At 47.7% G+C, this 22785-nt stretch carries 20 protein-coding genes; 4 read left to right on the top strand and 16 right to left on the bottom strand.

What is annotated here, in order from left to right; genetic code table 11:
• Positions 1-27: 27 nt before the first annotated feature.
• From galU to csaB, 3 genes are all read right to left on the bottom strand, one after another.
• Positions 28-900: a UTP--glucose-1-phosphate uridylyltransferase GalU gene (galU, locus tag BM056_RS18460; RefSeq protein WP_092473183.1), complete on the bottom strand. Its 873-nt coding sequence runs from the start codon at positions 898-900 to the stop codon at positions 28-30.
• Between the two features lie 239 nt (positions 901-1139).
• The gene (locus BM056_RS18455) at positions 1140-2234 is read right to left on the bottom strand and encodes a glycosyltransferase family 4 protein (protein ID WP_238456543.1); all 1095 of its coding nucleotides are present in this window, start codon (positions 2232-2234) and stop codon (positions 1140-1142) included.
• Positions 2235-2479: 245 nt separating this feature from the next.
• Positions 2480-3592, bottom strand: coding sequence for a polysaccharide pyruvyl transferase CsaB (gene csaB, locus BM056_RS18450; protein ID WP_092473181.1), 1113 nt, complete (start codon positions 3590-3592; stop codon positions 2480-2482).
• Between the two features lie 246 nt (positions 3593-3838).
• Between csaB and BM056_RS18445 the strand changes: the two genes are divergently transcribed.
• A complete protein-coding gene (locus BM056_RS18445) occupies positions 3839-4120 on the top strand; it encodes a nucleotidyltransferase family protein (protein ID WP_092473179.1) in 282 nt (93 codons plus the stop codon).
• A gap of 33 nt (positions 4121-4153) precedes the next feature.
• Positions 4154-4456: a HepT-like ribonuclease domain-containing protein gene (locus BM056_RS18440; protein ID WP_238456542.1), complete on the top strand. Its 303-nt coding sequence runs from the start codon at positions 4154-4156 to the stop codon at positions 4454-4456.
• Between the two features lie 158 nt (positions 4457-4614).
• Here the strand turns inward: BM056_RS18440 and BM056_RS18435 are convergent, their stop codons facing one another.
• The 9 genes from BM056_RS18435 to BM056_RS18395 all read right to left on the bottom strand — a co-directional run bounded on the left by BM056_RS18435 (position 4615) and on the right by BM056_RS18395 (position 18251).
• Positions 4615-6201: an S-layer homology domain-containing protein gene (locus BM056_RS18435; RefSeq protein ID WP_165613602.1), complete on the bottom strand. Its 1587-nt coding sequence runs from the start codon at positions 6199-6201 to the stop codon at positions 4615-4617.
• A 234-nt stretch (positions 6202-6435) separates the two neighbouring features.
• The gene (locus BM056_RS18430) at positions 6436-9654 is read right to left on the bottom strand and encodes an S-layer homology domain-containing protein (protein ID WP_092473177.1); all 3219 of its coding nucleotides are present in this window, start codon (positions 9652-9654) and stop codon (positions 6436-6438) included.
• Positions 9655-10031: 377 nt separating this feature from the next.
• Entirely contained in the window at positions 10032-11351 is a 1320-nt protein-coding gene (locus BM056_RS18425; RefSeq protein ID WP_131820792.1) for an LCP family protein, read from the bottom strand.
• Between the two features lie 188 nt (positions 11352-11539).
• Positions 11540-12274, bottom strand: coding sequence for a WecB/TagA/CpsF family glycosyltransferase (locus BM056_RS18420; protein ID WP_092473173.1), 735 nt, complete (start codon positions 12272-12274; stop codon positions 11540-11542).
• A gap of 84 nt (positions 12275-12358) precedes the next feature.
• The gene (locus BM056_RS18415) at positions 12359-13453 is read right to left on the bottom strand and encodes a stalk domain-containing protein (protein ID WP_092473171.1); all 1095 of its coding nucleotides are present in this window, start codon (positions 13451-13453) and stop codon (positions 12359-12361) included.
• 92 nt (positions 13454-13545) lie between these two features.
• Complete coding sequence (locus tag BM056_RS18410; protein WP_092473169.1) at positions 13546-15501, bottom strand: DUF5693 family protein; 1956 nt, start codon at positions 15499-15501, stop codon at positions 13546-13548.
• A 50-nt stretch (positions 15502-15551) separates the two neighbouring features.
• Positions 15552-15917, bottom strand: a complete 366-nt coding sequence (locus BM056_RS18405; protein WP_092473167.1) for a four helix bundle protein — start codon at positions 15915-15917, stop codon at positions 15552-15554.
• 7 nt (positions 15918-15924) lie between these two features.
• Complete coding sequence (locus BM056_RS18400) at positions 15925-17784, bottom strand: FAD-dependent oxidoreductase (RefSeq protein ID WP_238456541.1); 1860 nt, start codon at positions 17782-17784, stop codon at positions 15925-15927.
• Between the two features lie 20 nt (positions 17785-17804).
• Positions 17805-18251: a hypothetical protein gene (locus BM056_RS18395; RefSeq protein WP_238456540.1), complete on the bottom strand. Its 447-nt coding sequence runs from the start codon at positions 18249-18251 to the stop codon at positions 17805-17807.
• Positions 18252-18555: 304 nt separating this feature from the next.
• Here BM056_RS18395 and BM056_RS18390 point away from each other — a divergent pair, with 304 nt between their 5' ends.
• Together BM056_RS18390 and BM056_RS18385 are read left to right on the top strand one after the other, a co-directional pair.
• Complete coding sequence (locus BM056_RS18390) at positions 18556-19245, top strand: copper amine oxidase N-terminal domain-containing protein (RefSeq protein WP_092473163.1); 690 nt, start codon at positions 18556-18558, stop codon at positions 19243-19245.
• 261 nt (positions 19246-19506) lie between these two features.
• A complete protein-coding gene (locus BM056_RS18385; RefSeq protein ID WP_092473161.1) occupies positions 19507-20058 on the top strand; it encodes a copper amine oxidase N-terminal domain-containing protein in 552 nt (183 codons plus the stop codon).
• A 67-nt stretch (positions 20059-20125) separates the two neighbouring features.
• Here BM056_RS18385 and BM056_RS18380 read toward each other — a convergent pair whose 3' ends face one another.
• The 4 genes from BM056_RS18380 to BM056_RS18370 form a co-directional block, all read right to left on the bottom strand.
• On the bottom strand, positions 20126-20452 hold the full coding sequence (locus tag BM056_RS18380; protein WP_092473159.1) for a type II toxin-antitoxin system RelE/ParE family toxin: 327 nt from the start codon (positions 20450-20452) through the stop codon (positions 20126-20128).
• A complete protein-coding gene (locus tag BM056_RS18375; protein ID WP_092473157.1) occupies positions 20445-20735 on the bottom strand; it encodes a type II toxin-antitoxin system prevent-host-death family antitoxin in 291 nt (96 codons plus the stop codon). The genes BM056_RS18380 and BM056_RS18375 overlap by 8 nt, the downstream gene beginning before the upstream one ends.
• A gap of 192 nt (positions 20736-20927) precedes the next feature.
• The gene (locus tag BM056_RS27355) at positions 20928-21062 is read right to left on the bottom strand and encodes a hypothetical protein (RefSeq protein WP_274377566.1); all 135 of its coding nucleotides are present in this window, start codon (positions 21060-21062) and stop codon (positions 20928-20930) included.
• A gap of 43 nt (positions 21063-21105) precedes the next feature.
• Positions 21106-22551, bottom strand: a complete 1446-nt coding sequence (locus BM056_RS18370) for an IS200/IS605 family accessory protein TnpB-related protein (RefSeq protein WP_092473155.1) — start codon at positions 22549-22551, stop codon at positions 21106-21108.
• Between the last annotated feature and the right edge of the window lie 234 nt (positions 22552-22785).

Raw genomic sequence — 22785 nt, 5'->3', positions numbered from 1 at the left:
GCAAGCCTGAGAAGTTGTTAGGGAATTTTATTTTGCGCCCGTCATCAGTTCGTGTAAATAGCTGCGGAATTCTTCCGCCAGGTCGGGGCGTTCCAGGGCAAACTCGACCATTGCTTTGAGGTAGCCCAGCTTGTCCCCCACATCATAGCGGTTGCCTGCAAAAATTAAACCGTACATGGGCTTTTGGGCTGCCAGCACTTTTAAGGCGTCGGTGAGCTGGATTTCGCCCCCGGCTCCCGGCTCTGTACGCGCCAGGATTTCGAATATCTCCGGTTCAATAATATAGCGGCCCATAATGGCAAGCCGGGAGGGCGCGTCTTCCGGGGCCGGCTTCTCCACCAGGTTGTGGATGCGGTAAACGTTGTCCCGCAGCGGCCCGGCATCCAGAATACCGTATTTGCCGACATCATCCGGAGGTACTTCCTTGACGCCGATTACCGATGCCTGCGTTTCCTCGTACAGATCCATCATTTGCCGCAGGCAGGGCACTTCACTGCTGACGATATCGTCGCCCAGCAGCACGGCAAAAGGTTCATCACCTACAAACCGCCGGGCGCAATATATAGCATGCCCCAATCCGCGCGGCTCTTTTTGGCGGATGTAATGGATTTCAGCCAGGCAGGCCGTTTTTTCCACTATATCCAGCAGATCCTGGTTGCCTTTACAGCGCAAGTGGTTTTCCAGGCTGAGCGATTTATCGAAATGGTCTTCAATGGCCTTTTTATTGCGACCGGTTATAATCAGTATGTCCTCGATCCCTGAATTAACTGCTTCTTCGATTATGTATTGAATAGTGGGTTTATCTACTATTGGTATCATTTCCTTGGGAACCGCCTTGGTAGCCGGCAAAAATCGTACTCCCAATCCCGCCGCCGGTATAACAGCCTTTTTGATTCGCATAGGCGATAACCTCCTTACTGTTAAAGATTTTCATGAATATCCACGCTTTCCGGAGGCTTCCGGAGACCGATTGTGCCTCCTGTGTACCTGTAATTCCGTAATTTAAAGTTTGTTTTGGTATATATTCCAGCCGGAAACAGCAAATCCTTCATATTTTTACAAGAAAAGCAACCTTGAATCCCGCGGTAAGGTTCTTGGTTGCTTTTGTTAATCGCTTTAGTTGTTTAATTAGCGATGGATTACATTTTGGATGGCTTGTGGCGTTTTAAGTTCTTAATTGTCCTAAACCCCGCGCGGCTGGTGCCGCCCAGCACGCCCAAACGGTTGGCTGAATATATCGCCACTACCGCCAGCACAATCAGCAGTACCAGCGCCTGGTCGCTGCTGATCAAGTTCAATACCACCGCGTTAATCCCTAGAAAAGCGCTCAGGCCGTATATAACAAGTACTGTTTGCTTATGACTCAAGCCCATAGCCATAAGCTGGTGGTGCAGATGCTCCCGGTCGGGCTGAAAAATAGGCTGGTGTTTGTGAAAGCGCCTAATAATAGCAAAAAAAGTGTCTAAAAGCGGTATGCCCAGTATGACCAGCGGTATGATTACAGATACGGCTGTGGCGCTTTTGGTCAGACTCATGATGGACATAACCGCAAGAGAGAATCCCAAAAACATGGAGCCAGTATCCCCAAGAAAGATTTTAGCCGGGTGAAAGTTATGCTTTAAAAAGCCCAGGGTCGCAGCCACCAGAATCAGTGACAGCATTACCATATCGGGCATTCCGGCTATGCCTGAGCTGCCCCACTGGGTCCAGGCCACCGCCGCCATAGTTAGGGCGGCTATGCTTGAAACCCCTCCGGCAAGCCCGTCCAACCCATCAATAAGGTTAACCGCGTTGGTGACGGCCACAATCCAAAACAGCGTCAGCGGCACGCTCAGCATTCCCAGCATCCACATTTTACCTGTCAACGGGTTAGTTATATATAATACTTCAATTCCAAAGTAAGTGACGACATACGCCGCCAGTATTTGCCCCAGCAGCTTCATTCTGGGGGAAAGGCCCCTGGTGTCGTCTAAAATGCCCAGAGCAACAATAATAGTGGCACCGGCCAGTAATCCCCATACAACCGGATAGGCCCTTGCCGGAGATAGAAGCACCGCCGCCGTAAAAGCCAGGTACACCGCCAAACCGCCCATCCGGGGCATTAAGCCTTTATGCACCTTACGGGGGTCCGGACGGTCAATGGCACCGATTTTTAAGGCAATTAATTTGACCGCCGGCGTTACTGCGTAACCAAGGATCAGCGCAAAAATAAGCGGCATTATATATTTTTCCAAATATTATCCCTCCAGCCGGTAAAAATCGGCATCAGACAAACTTAACTTCATTGTAACACCGGCGTTGGTGTCACACAAATTCAAAAAAAGCTTGATATCAGCTTAAATATGTAAAATACAAGCTGTTTATGTCGTATTCGTCTGCCCGGCTGCGCCAGGCTCCCATTTTCCTTAATCAGCTATAACAATGCAACTACATATACAGCCAATGCTTCGTAAATTATCATCCGGCATTTCCTTAATTGTCATTGCGAAGAGCGGAGCAATGCGGCAATCTCTGTCTCCAAGATGCGGGCTGTGCGCGCGGCCGCAGTGCGGAGCTGCTCCAGCTTGTGTACCATGTTGGCCGCAACCCGGGACCGGTTTTCCAGCATCTGTTCCAGCTGACCCGCCAGGTGCCCGCCTTTAATTTCATCGGGACGCCCCGCAGGCGCCACGCCTATTCTTTTAAGAAAACGTTCAACCTTGGGGTCGTAAACAATCCCCAACGGAGGCACTCCGCAGACAGCGGCAAAAATCAGGGCGTGCAGGCGCATTCCCAGGAGCAGGTCCAGGTTGCCGATTAAAGATATCATCTGCGGCACATTCAGCTTTTCACTGATGATAATGCTGGACTCCCGCATCGCCGCCGCCACTTCACGGGAGATTGCCACATCCGCCGGGCTTTGCATGGGGATAAATACCACTGTCCGCCCGGCTTTGACCAGGCTGTCGAGGGCACGGGCCAAATCCATCTCCCAGACGGCACTGCCGGGTAATGAGCGGATGGCCACACCCACCACCCCCGTGCCCGGCTTTACCCCGTAATGCTGAAGGATTTTTGTCCCTTCCGCCAGGTCGATGTCTTCGGGCTGCAGTCCCAGTACCGGATCGGCGGTGACTTCGATGGCCCGATTTACACCCATGGCCCGCAGATCGTGCATGGATTCCTCATCCCGCACCGTGACGGCCCTGACGCCCCGGGTGGTCAGCCCTACCAGACGTCTTCCGGCTTTGGTGTTAACCGGGCCGATACCCTGGGCATAATACATCACCGGCCGGCCCAGCAGGCGGGCCAGCCAAATTACTCCCAGGTAATAAAGCAGGCTCTGCAGCCCGGTAACGTCCTGGAGGAGGCTTCCCCCGCCGCTTACCAGCAGGTCGGCTTTACGGAGCGCGCCGGCTGCTTCTCTGATTTTCCACCTGTCTACCGCCCGCACCCCGTAGTCTCGCGCCGTGGCTGCCGGATTGTTGGAAAGTACGGTTATGTCCAGATCGGGGATGATCTTGCGCAGGGTAAGCAGCATACTGTAAAGCACCGCCTCGTCCCCTAGGTTGTCAAACCCGTAATAGCCGGATATTACTATTCTTTGCACCATATATACACCTTCTTAAAGCACTTCTAAAAATACCTTCTTCACCCGGTAGCTGTTCCTGTTGTGCTTATATTAATTTATATCACATACCGTGTCCAGGCAAGCCTTAAAAAAACATAAGGTGCCAGACACCTGTATGTTTGATATTTCTTCTTCTATTCTTGACTTGCCTTAATAGGTATGGTATTTTTGCTGTATACCAAAATTTACTAGATATATATCTCCACCTAAATGATTGGAGGAATTAGTGTGAATCCGACGGAGTTCATACGAGAGCATATGCCTGAATTACGTGATACTTACCGGGTTTCCAGGATCGGAGTCTTTGGTTCGTTTGCCCGGGGCGAAGCCGATGAATCGAGCGATGTTGATGTACTAGTTGAATTTAGCGGCTGCGTGGATCTGTTTCACTTCATTCGATTGCAGCATCATCTGACAGAGATCCTTGGCCGAAAAGTCGACTTGGTTACGATAGAAGCGTTAAAACCCTTGATAAAGGACCGGGTTCTGCAAGAGGTGTTATACATATGACAAGAGACGCTCGCCTATACCTCAAGTGACATATTGGAATCAATTACGAAAATCCAGCGATACACCGAGGACCTGACCTTTGAAGGGTTCGCTGCAAATAGTATGATAATAGACGCCGTAGTTAGAAACCTTGAGATAATTGGAGAAGCAGCAAACCACATCCCCGATGACATTTTGTCCATGTATCCAGAAGTCCCATGGTTTGAGATGAAAGGAATGCGCAACATCATGGCGCATGAGTATTTTCGTGTTGACCTCAAGATAGTCTGGATGACAATACGTGAATCTTTGCCTTCGTTAGTATCGATAATCAAGCGAATAATCGCGGAGAGGTAATTGTTACCCATTAAAACAAAATAAAAGGTAACCGATAAAAAGGCCGGGCAATCCGCATGGAACTGCCCGGCCTTTTTATTGTATTTTGCATATTGGCATAAGTTAATAAGTTTGGTGCCTGGCACCTTGTTAGTTCTAACCAACTAACCAACTACTAATTATATAGTTATATTTACCGTGACATTCGATGTCAAGCCCGTTTTGCCGGTGACAGTGATGGGTATTGTGTTACTTCCATATATTTCAAGCGCCATCTTCAATTCACTCAGGGTCATTGGATAGGAAAAGGAGCCCACCCCTTGATTGAAAGTTATTTCTTTGGAAACGCCAAGCAAACTAACCTTGGCTTTACTTGCATCATTCGACGCGTTTACAGTAATACCGGTGAATTTAGAGTTATTCGAATACCCGGTTAAATTAACGTTAAATCTATTGTTTGAGCCTGTTACCGTAACCGGGCTGCCGTCCACCGTAAAGGTTACTGAATTTACTACCGGAGCTTTTTCGGTTGGGGAGGAATCGTCGTCCGTATCGCTTTCATCACCGTTTTCTTCACTGCTTTCATCACTGCTGCCGCCGCCACCGCCTGAGGCGGATGAACCGGTAGCGTCCTTCGTGCTTAAAGCTATTTCTTGCTGCCCGGCATTACCTACCTGTAAATCTTCCTCTATTTGTGTCACCTTGCCGTCTATTGTGCAGCGGACCTGATATTTACGATCCTTCAGCAATACTGCGGTATATTTACCACTGCCATCAGTACTGACTGTAAAAGTAGGGTTGGTGGTAAAAATAAGAGTTGCATTTTTGACCGGTTTACCGTTCTTGTCTTTCAAGATACCGGTAACTACAGCGGCCTCTTGCATCGACAGATCAACACCGGTCATGGAATCGCCGGTTACCTGCACGTCACTTTTATAAGCAACTTCCTTGTCGGTGGTAGCTGTCAAATCATATTTACCCGGTTCCAGGTTAAATTTAAAATGACCGCTGGAATCGGTTTGGGTGGAAGCCAATACTTCATAGCCGTCAGCCTGATATATTTTAACCACGGCATTGGGCACGGCCGCACTATTATAAGTTACTTTACCGTCAATACTAGTTGCTTTTGTAGATTGGGGTTCACCAGGCGCAGCGGCATCCGGCAGATAACCCAGCGCCCGGTCCAGGGAAACTATCGCCTCCGCCCTGCTGATGCCTTTTTGCGGTGCAAATGAGTTATCCGGCATACCTTTCATCAAGCTTTCCCGGACCACTGCGCCGATATTGCCGCGGGCCCATTGGGCAATTTGCCCGGCGTCTGCGAAATTATCAATCCCTTCAGTTTCCGGGGTAAGCTTAAGTAAGCGTACCAAAACACCGGCTACTTCCTGACGGGTGATAATTTGGTTGGGTCTGAAGGTGCCGTCGGCATATCCGCCGATATAACCCGCGGCAGTTGCAGCCGCCACATCATCGTAATACCAGTTTCCAGTTTTGACATCAGAAAGATTCACACCTGAGTTGCTTTGCTCAATTTTAAACGCGCGGTTGACCAGAGCAACAAATTCCGCCCTGCTAACCTGGCGGTCGGGCTTAAAAGTGCCGTCGTCGTATCCGCCGGCCAGTCCTTGATCCACCCATTTGTTTATTTGCCCTGCCGCCCAGTGATCCTGCAAATCGGTGAAACCGGCTGCCAGGGCATAACCACTTAGGGTCAACAGCAGCAACATTGTCAATAATATTACACCTATGGTCTTTTTGGTCATACCTGCTTGTACCTCCTTATTTTCGAATTTATTGTCGTTTGTTGTAAAATAACCTGCGTTAATATATTCCACCCGGTTATTGCCACTTCCTGCTTTAACCGGGATTAAACAGGAGCGGTTCATGTAACAAATCTGTCATTAAGTTAGGTGCCTGGCACAGAAGAACTCAGCCGGGCAATTCGCATGGAACTTACCCGGCTGAATAAAATAAGTTAATAAGTTTGGTGCCTGGCACTATTTAGCGATGGTGATATTGTATGTTGTTGCTCCATTATTATTGCTTACTTCGGCGGTTAGTGCCACAACATCCGGATTACCGCCGATAGTTTTCAGCCAGTCAAACAAGCTTTCGATTTTAACTTGGTTTAAATTTAAGGATTTAATTAACTCCAAGCGGTCGATTTGATTATCACTGGCAATGGTTGCAATCATATTGGGCACATCTTCAGTAATAAAGGCTTGTTTGGCCTCAGTATCGGTGGACTCTTTGATAGCGTTGAACAGGGTGGTAAAGTTGATCGCCTCAAAGATCTCACTTCTGGTTTCTGCATCGAGCTTATTGATTTCATCAAACAAAGTTTTGAAGTCAATCGCCTCAATGATGGCATTTTGTGTAATGTCATCCGCATTGGTTATGGAATTGAAAATTCCGGAAAAATCTATACCGGATATGTCATCGTTTAAGATGGCCTCCCACAAGGCCTCCTTGTCTTCAAGCACCGATAGCAGCGCCTCCGATTTGATCGCTTTTATAATCGTTGTTTTATTTTCACTGTTAATTACCATGGGTATGATTGTCTTCATATCGTTTAGTAAGCTGCTTTTATATCCAGCCGGCGCACTTTTTGCCGCTTTAAAAGCGTTGGTAAAGTTAGACGCGGTCAAGACGGATCCTTTGGTTTGGTCACTGGCTTCATTAATTGTATTAAACAAACCGCTGAAGTCAATATCGGCAATGATTGAATTCACAGTAGCCGAATCAATTTTCTTTAAAGCTTTAAATAAAGTAGTTAAATCCTCCGTCGAAATATTAACATTCGGGACCAGAATATTACTAATATCGTTTGATCCGGATTTTAAGGTAAATTCGCCGTAAGAGTCCAACCCTACCAAAGTTAACTTCAGAGTGCAATCTTGGCTAACCTCTATGCTGGTTTGGGTGTTTATTTCTTTTAAAGGCACATCAATTGAATTTTCGTTATCAGGAGCTATACCGGCAAATTTATTTATTTTAGGAGCGCCTGCTCCGGTTCCGACTACCGCTGTCACACTGTCTGACGGGGCCGACTCAAATTTAATTACATTACCCGAATTACCTGCCTCCACATTTCTATACGCTTTAACGTAATAGGTGTATTCACCCGATTCCAAATCCGCATCCGTATATGTTGTAGCAACAATAGCAGACGCAATTTTAGTGTTATCCCTGAAAACATCATAGCTGACAGTTATCTTATCATTACTGCTGCCTTTTGGCGCCGCAGTCCAACTTAAATTTACTGAACTGCCATCAACAGTTGCTTTTAAATCCTTCGGGGCCGGCATTTTTTTCGACACGGCAACAGGACTCAGTTGGGTGGTGAATACCAACTTCCCGTTAATAATTGTTGCCTCCCTGTATTCCCATACTGCACCGTTATAGTGGAACGCCCCCGCATCATCAACGGTTAAACCATCCGGTACTGGCAATTCCACAGTTACTTCCACACCAGGGGTACTAATTGTTAAATTCAAACCGACAAAAGCCAGCAGATCATCACCCGGGTCTGCATCGGTCGGCACTTCCTCTATAGTCATGGTTGTACCTGCCTGAACATTTGGTAAAACTACAGCCAGAGGGATCTCTTTTCCGCCCAAAGTAACTTTTGTTTTAACTTTTACAGGTTCACTACTCTCGTCCAAATCTTTTGGCGTGCCAGGTGTAACATCTACTTCCTGAACTTTAACAACCTGTATATCAATTGTGTCTTGAATAGAGCTATTTGCGGTTGAAACGACTTTAACCAGGGCATCTCCCGGTGCTGAACCTTCAACAGTCGCCGTTGTTTTGTTTTTATTCAACGAGACTTTATCCTGACCGCTGATTACAGTCCAATCAACACCGGTTTGCGTAGTATTGGAAGGATTTAAAATTGCCTTTAGTGATTCTTGTTCACCCACTCCTATGGTCAGGCGATCAGCATCAGGTGAAATACTAATACTCTTTATTTTTACCGTCGTAGGTCCACCGGGATCGTTGTCGTCGTCATCATTGTCGTCGTCAATGCTGCCACCGCCACCGCCACCGCCACCGCCGCCACCGGCAGATGAAACTGAAAACGGTGCGTTTAAGGTTTTAATAGCATGTTCTCCCGCTGTGTCAACTTGCATGTTTTCTTTTAAAATTTCCGGTCCCTGAGCTGGTTTTTTAGGGTTAAAAGCCCGGACAGTATATGTCCTGTCAGGTAATACCGCAATGGTATATTCACCGCGACTACCGGTCACGCTTACAAAAGTGGGGTTGGTAGTGAACAGAATGGTGGCATTTTTAACAGCTCTATCGTTTTTATCTAATAATTTACCTTTCAAAACAGCAGCTTTTACCAATTTTAAGTCAGCCGTCGATATTTGATTGTTTGTTATCTTAACGCTGTCAATATAAGCAACTTGTTGATCGGTTGAAGCTGTTATATCATAATCACCGGCATCAAGGACCACTTTATATTTTCCGTCTTTATCGGTCTTGGTTTCTCCTAAAACCTCAAAGCTACCCGCCTTGAAAACATGGACTTCGGCTCCTTCCACAGCCTTATCGTTAAAAGTTACTTTTCCTTCTATTGCACTTTCAGTGGTAACTTTATCGCCATCATCTTTATCCAATGCGCGATCAAGAGTTACAACCGTCTCCGCCCTTGTAATACTGTTAGCCGGCTTAAAAGTTTTATCCGGGAAACCACCCATCAACTTTGCTTGGGTCACAGCGCCAATGCTGCCGCGAGACCATGCCGCAAAAGTTGAAGAGTCGGCAAATTGACCAAGCCCGTCCGTAGTTTGCTCCAAACCTGACAACCGCACTAATATGCTGGCCACTTCCTGGCGGGTGATAGTTTGCTCGGGTTTGAAGGTGCCATCGGTATAGCCTCCGATGTACCCCGCTGCTTTGGCTATATTGACATCTTTGTAGTACCACTTACCGGTTTTAACATCATTAAATCCGGCATCGGCAGTATCTTGGTTTCCCAAATTAAAAGCTCGGTTGACCAGAGAGACAAATTCCGCCCGGGATACTTCGCTATTGGGTCTGAAGGTGCCATCATCATAGCCGCCTGCCAGACCATCATTCGCCCACTCGTTTATTTGCAACTCGGCCCAGTGGCCTTTAATGTCAGTGAAACCGGATGCCATTGCGTAACCCGACATAGCCAGAATTAAGCATGCTGTCAGCGCCACGATTAAAAAACTTTTACGTCCCAAGTAATTCCACTCCTTCACTCACATAATCCTTTCCCAATCTTCCGTCTAGTTTACTGCGCTAATTATGGCTAAAATCGAAAACTATCTCCCTCCTTATCACATTTCGGCAAAAATTTGTACCTTCATAATTCTACTATTTATTTAATTATCCTTTAAACTAATCCGATTTTCAAACCATTTTAACCCAATGAAGCTAAAATTTTTTAAAAAAAAGGATCTCGCTTGAATTTTATCAAATCGCGATCCGTTCTATCTGTCAGACGAGGAAAGAAAAAACGCGTCAATCCCATGCATGAGATTGACGCGCTGCGCTCGTAAGGAACATGAAAATCGAAATTGTTTCGATGTGTTCGCAATGACACAACAGGCGACCATTACTAATTGTTGCTGTTGATTATAATTTGAACGTGATTTTCTTCCGGCTGGGATTCCACGATTTCGCCCGTCGTGCTTTTCTGCGATTTATCCCGGCCGGACTCCCCCGGCGGTGAGACATTCTGTTGTGTAGCGTCCTGCTCACCTGTCAGATCGCCATTGCTGTTGTGATTTAGATTGCTGTTATTATTACTGTTATTATTATTGTAATCTTTATCGGTGTCGTTATTGCGGTCATTGGCACTGCTGTCGCTGGTACTGCCGGAGCTGCCGTCATCGTCAGTGGTATTGACACTTTCCGACGTATCAGGCTGCTGCTCCGGTTTATCCGGAACGGATTTGGTCTGATCCATGGCCACTTGCCTGGTATTGTTGTCGTTATTGTTATTATTATTTATCTCGCCCAGGACCACGTCCACCACTTTACCTTCTTCAAATAAAGCATTGGCCACTTCTTTAGCTTTGGCAGGGTCCACATACCAATAGCTAATCCCATTTTCGTCGAGGAACCAGCCCGGCAGTGTCTGACTGATCATCTGCAGATCGTTAATATTTCTGGCCGCTTTGGCCAGGGATGCCAACTGTGAAAGCCCCAGGTTGGTGTCCACGTTTTTGTAAACTTCGGGTACCAGCTTGGGCATTTTAATGAGCGAACTGGGTTTCATCACCTCATCGCCGATAGCCGTCAGCAATTTAAGCTGGCGCTGGGTGCGAGTGATATCTCCCAGGGCATCATGTCTGAACCTGGCATACTGCAGGGCCTGGTCACCGTCGAGACGCTGGACTCCCGCGTCGAGGTCAATGTTATAAGCCCCGCCGTAAGCGTTTTCATGGTAATGCATAGGCTTTTCCACATCAATGGTAACCCCGCCGAGAGCATCCACAATACCCTGGAAACCGTTGAAATTGGTAATGATATAATAGTCAACGGGCACTCCCGTTAAATCGGAAACAACGTCCATAGCCATTTCCGGTCCGCCGTACTGATTGGCCGCGTTAATCTTGTTCACCCCGTGACCCGGCAAATCAACCTTGGTGTCCCGGGGTATGGAAAGAAGCGATACACGATCGTCTTTATTATTGATATTGGCCAGGATCATGGTATCGGTGCGGTTGCTGGTGTCATCGCTTCGCTCGTCCACTCCCATCATCAACACATTAATGCCGGGAAGCTTGGATATATCCTGTTCTTTTTCATTGATACTGTCAGCTACCGTACCGCCGGTTAATAAGGGCCACAAATAGTTATTGGCCAGCGCAAAGCCCCCGGCAAACAAACCGACGAGCAAAATGATAAATATAACAAATTTCGGTTTGTTCAATTTTCTTTTTCCCTTGCCGGTGATAAGCGGCACCTCCTTTAGCCGGGCCCCGGGGTCAGTCCCCAATTATTGTAGAATGCATACGTGGTCAGACCCCTGACTCAGTTATAGATCCCAGTTCTGTTTTGGCAAGTCCGGCTTGTTTAACATAATACACCGGAGAAGTCAAACGTTCAACATTTTTGTTTTCAGTGCCAATTTAAACGGTATTTTTTAAATACCAGCCAGGCAAACTTGGGCAGAACCATCATCCGCCGCCAGCGGGAGGGTGCCATAACCAGGCGGCCGAGCCATTCTATTTTGAGTCGCTGCATCCAGCGGGGCGCCCGGGTCACCCGGCCGGCTATCACATCAAGGGAACCACCCACGCCCATGGCCATCACCGGGCCTATTTCATCTATATATTTGTCTATCCAAATTTCCTGCTTGGGCGCGCCTAGCGCCACAAACAATAATTGCGGAACCGCTTGCTTGATTTCTGCAACAACCGCTGCTTCTTCGGCGGGCTGGAAATAGCCGTGGTGCGTACCGGCCATCTGCAGACCCGGGTGCATGCGGCGCAAGTTTTCCGCCGCTTCTTCGGCTACGCCCGGCGCAGACCCCAAAAGATATACCCGCCAGCCTTCCGCCGTGGCTTTAGGCATCAGACGCAGCATCAAATCTATACCGGTGACTCTTTCGGGGAAAGGTGTACCGGCCACCCGCCCCGCCCAAACAATGCCTTCGCCGTCCGCGGTAACCAGGTCTGCCTTGCGGACCAACTCCAGCAGAGATGAATCGGCAGTTACCGCCTGATAAAGGTATTCCGGGTTTAATGTAATTACCCGGCAGGGCTTGCCCACCCTTACCAGCGCGGTAATAGCCTTAATCGCCTGGTCCATGGTCAAGCGGTCAATATCCGCCCCCAAAAGCTTAGCTTTCATTTTTATCACCTGGTGTAATTAATTCTACGTCTCAAGTGTATAACCTCTAGTAAATTTATACAAGCAAGCTGTAAAGATTGGTAATCAATCAAGCCTTTCTCTGCTCACGTCGTAAGTAAAATCATCTAAGTCCGAGTCATCATCGTCATAAAAATAAATCCTGACCGTATCCGGGTCGACATCGGCGTCATCTTCAAAGGCTTGGGCTATATCGTCGCAAATGCTCTCCACATCGTCTTCAATTGCGCTGTTCGACATATCGAACCACTTTGTATAAGCATCGCTGGTATCGGCATACAAGTATGCCTTGATCAGATCGCTGCTTTCATTATAATCCACAGTTTTGACATCAAATTTTATACTGCCCACACTGTATGTGTCATCTTCCAGGCTGTCTTCCACGTCTGTTACGTCCGCACCGCCGTCCCTGTAGTCATCGTCCTTGAAAGTCACCTTAAGGTCATTTTTGCCGTCTTTGCTGAACGTGACCAGCGTATCATCCTCATCATTGTCGATAATCTTGCCGTCAACATCAGTACTGGAAGACAGCTCATCCTGAATATCCGACACCACATCATCCAGCCAGTTTTCTATATCGCTGTCGCTTAAATCTGCCCACTCATCATCGTATTTACCCAGATCCACTTCAACATCCACATCCACCTGGTCTTCATCGCCGTCCAGGGATATGCTGTCCACTGCAACATCCTCGATTTTATCATAATCGTCTTCCAGTTCATCTTCCAGGTCACTTAAATCATCGGAATCAGATGAAGAACTACTTGATGAAGAACTCTCGCTGTCGGCCAAATCACGCTGCAAATCTGTCACCTGTTTTTTCAGGTCGGCAATTTCCTGGTCTTTTTGAGTCATCTGAGCTTTCATAATAGCAGTGTCAACTGAAGACTTACTGTTTAAAGTAATGGTCTTGGTGGTGCCGTCCCAGTTTACGTCACAGCCGAGGCTTTCACCCGCAAGGCGCAAAGGTACATATGTAACCCCGTCCAAAGTAAACGGCTCGTCGGCTGCGGAAGTGCTTACAGCTTTACCGTTAACAATAAGTTTAATGTTGTTGTAAACAGCTTTAACCTGCTTTGACGCTACAGTAGCATGACCGGCGGTTGCAAGCCCCAAAGTAAACACGGACGCCAGGATTAACACCAATAACTTCTTTTTCATTTTAACTCCCCCTCGTTATTTAATTGATCATAATAATAATTGACGATATCTACTGGGATTTTGTTCCCTTAAAAAATGAAATCGGCCCGGAATTATGAATTAGTCTCCGCCTCAGAGCGCATCCTTTGCCATAATTGTTCCGCCTTGCGCCACAGTACAATAAGCACCACCCCCCCGATAATGCCCAAAACCAGCCCGTTGAAGCTGCGCAACAAAGACACGGCCAGCGGAGTGTGAATATGGGCGTAGGTATTAACCAGGGAAATCTGGCCGATAGCCCCGGCCAGGAGCAGCGGCATGTAATTGTTATTCCGGTATCCGAGATACAAGACAAGCAGCAGCAGCGGGTGGCCCACCAGGAATTCCTTGGTCCTCGGCCGCACCCCCAGCAGTGTGTCCAGCAGAGAACGGAACTTCAGCTCAAGCGGCGATATGGCTGCGGATTCATTTCCCGTTCGAGACACGTAAATGAGCAGGGCAACAGCTAACACACCAAGCACAACGGCGGATTTAACCAGCAAGGGCTGGTCCAAAAACTTTTGCAGCTGCCTGCGCCAACCCGCCCCTTCTTCATCGCTGCGGAAAAAGAAAATCAACGCCAATAAAAGCAACGGAACCACATGGGCGAGTTTTACTCCTGCAAACTGGTCCAACTTAAGCATAAAGCCCAGGTCCGCCAGCAGGCCTACCATCAGCAGCGCGCCGATCAGCGAAATAAGTGAGGTGCGCAGCAGCAACAGCACGCTTTTCCATATTGCAGTGCCCCCGCTTTTTACGTTGATCGCCAGTGACAGTGTGGGGAAGATTACCACCGCGGCAAATGCCATCAATTTGCGTGCCGGGCCGGTCATCCCGGCCCCCAACAGCCCCGCCCAGACCAGCAGCGCCGCCAGGCCAAGAAACGGCGCGGCTTTTTGCCACCCCATACTGAAGCACAGCAGCATACCTCCCGCAATTACGCCTAAACCGACCAGAAACAGCAACCAGCGTGAATTAGCTAATGGAACGGATAAAACAGACGGAGCGCCAACTTGCATGCCATCGGCACGCAGCTTGTCCCCCACCTGTCCGACCAGATCCAAGTTCCACTGCAATATGTTTGGCGCATCGGGTTTGGTGTAGGTATGAAAGAGCAAAATCCTTATATTGCGTTCAGTCGCCGCCAAATCAAAACGGTCAACAATTTCCGCCGGGCTGTAATTCTTTTTGGCATCTTCCTCCAGGCTCAGGGTGTGCAGCCTGACTACATTTTTGTCCAGCAGATAACCAAGCTTGGATAAACCAATCTGGCTGGCAAATTCAATTTCAACCACCGGAACTTTCAGTTCCTGCACCACATAAGTCAGCGGTCGAATCTGCTCCGGAACTCCGGGCAGTACCGGATCGTTGAATAAAAGCCCGGCCAGGCCCGATATTTGGCCGATCTCGTCAAAAACATATTTTAACCCTGCCACATCAACCTGATTCCACGAGCGCAGCTGCACCAGCACCTGCATACCGGCCCGGTTTGCGTTATCCACGGAACTCCGGGGAAAGCCCACACCCAGCTGCTGCAGCTGGCTCCAGCTGTAATCCGCTTCAAGAATAAACAGCTCCGGGCGTTCCCATGACTTCAGCTGCACTTTCTTGGCGGTTAGCTGGCCTTTTACCCTCTGGTAAATATCCTGATTGGAAAAAATAAAGTAAGCCCGGTCCGGTTGGACTTGCTGCCAGAAATCACTGCCCAGCGGCTTTAAAGCGCCGTAATCCCGCATCAGCAGCAGCGACTGCCCGGTTTGCAGCTTAAACTCGCCGTTTTGCTCCGCTTCCGCCACGGTAGGCTCTTTAATTAATACAGCGCCCGCGCCCTGCTCCCGGAATTGATGCAGCACCTCAGGCACGCTAATATCGTTCATGCGGGCCAGCGAGGCAGCTTCGTCATACACAACCGCCATTTGCACAGTGCGATTATTGGCCTCTAAAGTATGCCTCTGCCAGGCCAGGTACCCGGCTGCGATGATGGAAATGAGAATAACAACTATTAAAATGGGCGTCCACTTTTTCTCCAACAGTTAAACCTCCAGCTTTAAAATAGTATTCAGGAGTCAGAAGTCAGAAGTCAGGAGTCAGAATTTTGAATTCCACGTAAATATGCCACCAGTAGCTTACTAACCTCTTGCAAGATAAGTTTTGTTTCGGATATTTCAGCGTATCCAAGATCTCTCGTAAGAATTAAGTAATACCGGCATTCTTCGACAGACCCTTGTGCAATGTTTAAAAAACGAATTTTATCCGCCTTACTTTGTTTACGGAAACCTTCCGCAATATTAGCTGCTATAGAAACGGCGGCACGCCGAAATTGCGACGATAAACCGTATATCTCATACTTAGGAAATACCCCGGTTAGACGATAAACCTTAAGCACAAACTGATGCGCCTTCTGCCAAACCAGTAAATCCTCAAATGTTCTCGCCGGTTCCCTCATTCTAATCCTACTCCTGACTACTGTCTCCTGACTCCTGTCTCCTGTCACGGACAAAGTTCGTGACCAACATATACGCCGCACCGTTGGACAGGGGCTTGTTGGTATCAAAATATGCCTTCCATTTAGGCTCCCGGTCAAAAAAACCACGGTCTTTAAAATAAAGGAAAGCTTCCTCTTTAGTGCATTTCAGCCCCATGTACCCGGACAGCATATAGCAGGCGTCATAAAGATTAAACACATTAGGCTCGGTATATAGATGCGGATAGCTATCAACTCCGGCGCCGGTTTGCTTAACCGCCTGGGACAGAATATTGATAAACCGCTGTTCTTCAATAGGACTATCTAATTTGTAATCGTTATTATAACCGCCTATGGCCAGACCCAACCCACGCATAAATTTGAGCCCGGCGTACGCCCAGTGGCCGGCAAGTTTATTTTTGACTTGAAATGGCTGCAGCGCCATTCCCTGTTTGTTCAGCCGCGACTGCAGTTCCAGCATTAAATCCCGCCGCCCGGCCAGATCCCGGAAGGAAAGGTTGTTTTCCCCAGCCAGCGCCGCCGCGGCCCCGGCCGCCTGTCCCTCGGCCATGCCCACAGGCACAGTCCTGGCGCTGCCGTGAGCCAGTGAATCATAGCTGGCAGACCTGCCCACAACCAGCAGGCCGTCCACTTTTTGCGGCACCAGGCAGCGAAAAGGTATAGCGTACTGCAAGGGTCTCCCGATTACAACTCCCGGCACAGCGGGTCCCGTGGGCTGCATATCCACCGGGTAAGACCCGAAGGCAATCCTGTCATTAAAATCCCTGTTTTCCAGCACATCATCCAGGGTCAGGCGGTATTCACCGTAAATATGCCTGGATTCACGCACGTAAAGCTCCGGCGCCGTCCCGGCCAGTACGGCACGCCCAAGCCCAGGAACATGCTGGTTGATAAAAGCTACAATTGAAGGCAATTCCTTTTCGGCAGCCGCCCTGGCCCGCAGCCTGGAATTATGATTGAGCGAATCAACCCCGAAAATCAACAGCGCGTTGACCAGCACACTGTCGTCTTTCTGACGGCCAATATTCAGGCCCCTCAGCATAATTCTGTCGCTTTGGGGTTTATACTGCGAAGTAATTCCATTAAAACCCCAGGCGCTGTGCATGTTGGCGCCGGTGCTTTTACTGCCGTCCCGGTATAGATAATAGCGAATCTTTAGCCAGTCCAGCAAACTGACATTTCTTAATTTAAATACCAGGGTCGCCGCCATATTACCGGCCTCCCTGCCAATATCCTCATGCCCCACACTGTAAGGGACACCGGCCAGTGCGGCAATATCCGCATCCTGTGTCGCGTCTATAACACTGCGGGCCTTAACCACCTTATCCTCCGCACCGCCCGCCAGTCGCACGCCCACAACCGCCGGTCCGCCGCTTGCCGCCATAACCGGCTTAATACTGGGGACATTAAGCAAAACCTGGAGGTTTTTTTCCCGGGCCACCAGATTATTAAAAACGACCGTCGCGTTTTGCACGTCAAACGAGTCGCCTTTAATCTTATTATAAAACTCGGCAAATATCCCCTTGTTTAGTATTTCCCCGTCAGGGCCATAATTCATATCAATTGAGTTTAACCAGCTCATGGTCATTAAACCGCCCAGTATCGGCCTTTTATCCACCAGGAGCACGGAGAGACCGTTCCTGGCGGCGGATACTGCGGCGGCAATGCCTTCGGGATCGCTCCCCACAACGATTAAATCATAAACGTCCCCCACTTTATAGGGTGGGGGCAAATCATCGTTGGCAGGTTTTGTAGATATTGTAAGAATGGCAATCAGGGCCAATATTAAAAAGAGTTTACCTGATTTAGGAATACTTGATTTACGCATTTTTATAAACATAACTAATGTTAATTGCCTCTGTACATGATTGTTGTTTGTTTAATGGCCGTTACCCCGCGGCCATCTTCCCTGGGAATGGTAAACAGGTGGTTCTTTTCCGCCGTCAGACCGGCGGTCACATTCTTACCAGCGGTTAGATCCACAATGCCGCTGCCGGACGGGTCCACCACCACGGCCTCACCGCTGCGCACAATAAACTCGGTGCCCGATTTACCGATAAACTCCTGGCCAGGCGCCAGAGTAGAAGTGCTCCATTCAATAGATCCTCCCCCACCGGCCTGATCGAATTGAGCCAAACATTCCTGCACATATTTTACAACAAAGCTTTTTGTAACTAAAGGATCATTCAATGAACCGGGAGCACCGTCTTCCCCGGCTGAAGCCAGGCCCGCATAGCCCACTACGCAGATCGCCAGCAGCAGCAAACCGGTCCAAAGCAATTTCTTTTCGCGCACCAAATCGACCTCCAAAAATAGAAATTTGGCTTATTAATATACATAATTTCGATGAATTAACTATATGTCCTTCAAAAACACTGCTCCCATATCGTATATTCTAATATAATTTAAAATGCCCGGCTATCCACACTATTCTCACCTCTGTCATTGTGAGCGTAGCTCGGGAATCTCAAAGCACAGCATCGCGCTTCCATGTAATCCGCTGCCACTTCATAATAAGTTGGGTGACTGGCACTTTGTACCAGCAGCAGGAGATCAATTAATTACATAGAAGTTAATTATTGAGAAAGGAGGTGCTAATATGCGACTTAAATTGACAGCGGGTTTATTTGTTTCAGTTGCACTGATTTTCGCGCTAACTGTGGGTGCTTACGGGGAACAATCTTCGGTCACCGACAGTACCTACGGACAGGATGGCCAGCCAAGTGTAATTGATCAGGTTTACAACGGCTCAGTCATCGACAGTACCTACGGGCAGAATGACCAGCCAAGTGTAATTGACCAGGTATACAACGGTGACAGTGATTCGGCGGGTACTGTTGCACCACAACCCACGCCCCCAATCGGCAGCGGCATCACGGTTTATGTAAACTATGAACCGCTAACTTTTGATGTGTCGCCAGTGATAATAGATGGGTGCACCATGGTACCGTTACAGGCCATTATTGAGGCTCTGGACGCAGAAGTACAATGGGATAATTCCACAAAAACCATTACCGCAACAAGAACGGACACCAACTTTAAGCGAAACATCGATCAAACCAAAGATACCCTCGACATTTCTAACCAGGGGCATTGCAAAACCGTTAAGTTAACCGTCGATCAAACCAAAGCCTACACCAATAATAAAGAAGTTACCCTGGGTGTACCTGCCCAGCTCATAAATGGACGCACCATGGTACCACTGCGCTTTGTCAGTGAATCATTGGGAGCCGAAATTAACGTGGATAAAACAACTAAAGTTATTACCATTAACCAATTAACATATTGAATAGAACATATAGAAGCCAGGGGCTAATTGCCCCTGGCTTCTATATCAAGTTTGGGGAATTATCTATCATACGAGAACAGGAGTAATCTCATCATCCTGCATACAAGCGAGTAATTGCAGAAAGTCAATGATAAACCTGACTATTATGAAGTTCCGGTATTAGAACTCTTTAATATCAATAGGCATTATTTAACAATTGCAGCAGCAGGAAATTAATCAATTAAACAGAAATTAATACTAATACAGAAAGGAGGTGCAAACATGCGTTTAAAAGTAATGTCAGGCCTATTCATTTCAGTTGCGCTGTTCTTGGCGCTAACTGTAGGCGCTTATGGGCAATCACAATCTTCAGTCATCGACAGTACCTACGGGCAGAATGACCAGCCAAGTGTAATTGACCAGGTATACAACGGTGACAGTGATTCAGCGGGTACTGTTACACCACAACCCACGCCCCCAATCGGCAGCGGCATCACGGTTTATGTAAACTATGAACCGCTCACTTTTGATGTGTCGCCGTCGATTATAGATGGACGCGCTATGGTACCGTTACAGGAAATTATGGAGGCACTGAATGCGGAAGTCACATGGGATAATTCCACAAAAACCATTACCGCAACCAGAGAAGGCACCACCGTCGCGCTAACCATCAATCAAGCCCAAGCCAAAGCCAATAATCAAGTAGTAGCCATGGATGTCCCCGCCCAGCTCATTGATGAGCACACCATGGTACCCCTGCGCTTTATCAGTGAATCACTGGGAGCCAAGGTTAACTGGGATGAAACAACTAAAGTTGTTACCATTAACCTATAAACATACTGAATAGAACCTAAAGAAGGCAGCCGTAAGGACTGCCTTCTCTTATTAAAACAGTTGACTGTTATTCTTTGTCATAGATAGGAAATATAGATTGCATCCAGTTTTGTCGTCCATGCAGCACCCTGGCAATTACAATACGATCGTCCAGTACTCTATAAAATATACTGTATGGGGTTACTACAATACGCCTGTATCCACGTTGTGCACCAGGTGCGTCTTCTTCAGGGATAACCGCCCCCATCTCCGGAAAATCTGATAGCTTCCTTATGCCTTCATAGATAAATACTCGTAATTTTTTAACTGTCTGTTTACTATCTTGAGCGATGTAAGAGAATATGCTGTCAATATCGTAATAGGCCATTTCCGATAATACAATTCTCTTACTCATTTTCTATCCTTTTTTTTATCGCTGCAAAGGTTTCCTCGAAATCCCGCATAGGTGTCCCTGCAGCTATTTCACGGTCAACCTCCGACAACATCTGTCCCAACCGTTGTCGAGCCATCATCTTCTGATAGGCTTCATGGCTCATCACCACAAGATCGGCTTCGCCGTTCTTGGTCACAACCACTGGAGCCTGGGTATCGTGGCACAGCTTTGAAAAAGAATTATAATCATGACGAATTGCTGTTGAAGGCTTGATGTTCGTAATAATATTCTCTTGCCAACTCATACCATGCACCTCTTTAAAGCCATTATTATGTCAATATTGTATCATCTTCATTAATTAAATTCAAATACGGCGTTGTTCCCTCTGATCCTGGTTTCTGAAAACTAAACATATCTGATTTATTGAGGTTAATCCAGATTTATTTAGGTTTCTCTCCCGCCGACTAACGGGAGGCAGTGTCACAGGATTCAACTGCTAGGCCATAGGCTCTCGCCTATGTTCCAGGTGGATCACCCTGAAGGGTTCCCCGCCGCTGCCTAATGCGAGCGTACTGCCCGGAGAAGGTGTTACCTCCGCCTGGGTTGGCGACTTGTGACAACGGCCTTTCACAACGTGTACCGTGGCCACCCGCAAACTCTAAAGGCTTTTGGTTTTAACCTATATCTAACAGTTCTTTCCGGTGAACATGCCATGAAACCAGGCTGTTCACCCCTTTCTGTTTAAGATGTTTCTGAATTGCTTTCTTGATTGCTGACCACTGTTTCCAGTTGGTCATTAGTTTAAATTCGGGCTTTTTCTTGATTAGCTTATCAAGCAATTCTTTTGGTATATTCTCATGGGTAAACCCTAAACCACGCCGGGCAATTACATAGCCTGCGGACTGGTGGGTTGATAGTCCGTACATGTGCTGGTACTTTAGAATACCGATGACCGATGTAAAGGCCGGTTTTACCTTTATTACCGGCACCCCCTCACGGGCAGCACACCGGTTAACGTATTCCAGAAACTTTGACCAGATAAAACCGTGGCTCATACGGTTAAATTTGGCCGTTACGGACTTGTCGTTTTTGAACTTTAAGTCCTCTACCACCAGAGCGTTGCCCATCTCTTTAGCCATAGCCACTACCTTTTTGGTCATTTCACCAATTAGGTTATCCCTCCGATCACTTCTAGCGTATGTCCATTCACCTTCACCCAACCACTGACTGCCCCGGTACTGCCCCAGGTAATCTACCAGGGCTACTCCCAACCCGTCCGGGTTGGTATCTATACCTATAGCACCTCTAACGTTATCTAGTACCGGGCTTTCTTCTTCAATGGTGACATGGACGTAATATTTTCCGTCCCTGCGGAGGATTTCTACCTGATAAGCATTACCTGTTTTAAGATAGTTCAGCACCATTTGCCGGTAGTTGATGCCGTTGATCTTGCCGGTTTTCTTCGAGGGCTTATGGGCCAGGTAAATCGGGACGGTGATGCGGTTGTAGCGTACTGATTTACTGGCCTGCACCTGTTCGGCAGCTAGATCAAGGTAGCTTTGACCAGCAATTTCGTATAAGCGAGTGTTCAGGTTGCCGCCTTTGGTTTTGTCCCCCCTGGATAAATAACGGTTGGACCTGGCCTCTCGCCACTCTTCTCTGGTGATGTTGCCTTTGCACCGTTCCCAAAATAGTTTCTTGCCGCCGAATACTATGGGCGGAAAGGTGTTGGTTTCAAGGTAATACTGCCACTCGGCCAGTTGGCGCTGCTCTTTATCCAACCGCTTTTGCAGGTTGGCAATTTTAGCAGGTGATTTAGTCTTGGCTATACGTTTTTCGGTAAATCGGGCTTTTGCTTTGGCGTTTTCGTAGTGCAGTTTGACCAATTCATGCTGGCTTTTGACAGTGCTTTGGGCATCGTATACACCATCGTTGGCCTGCCGGGAGTTGAGACTAAATTTTGCCTGTACAGATATGCGGATGTCCTGCACCTTCCAACCGTCTAAAAGTCTTTTAAATGACCAGTGAACTGCGGCACAGTAACGTCCCATGAGGTTGTCGAGGTAATTTTTCTGAAGCTCTGTGAGCTGGAGGATGGTTCCTTTAACCGTAGTTTTCACAGGCAACCACCTCCCAGCGGCGTATTGTATGCGGCCATACGTCCAATAGCTTTGCCGTCTGATGAGATGTTAACAATTTTTCCATTGACACCACCTCTTGCCATTATTCTAATTGAAACATTTGTTCGGCGTCAATGGTTTATTGTTCTTTATTTGCTTTTGTTTAATTAATCTGTAGCTGCTTCAAACCTCCTGATAATTCTTTAATATTTCTCTATTTGCAATTGTAGATGA

It is taken from the genome of Desulfotruncus arcticus DSM 17038 (assembly GCF_900113335.1).
Lineage (GTDB): Bacteria > Bacillota > Desulfotomaculia > Desulfotomaculales > Desulfallaceae > Desulfotruncus > Desulfotruncus arcticus.
The sequence above is the reverse complement of the archived record's forward strand: the minus strand, read 5'-3'. Positions and strand labels throughout refer to the sequence as shown.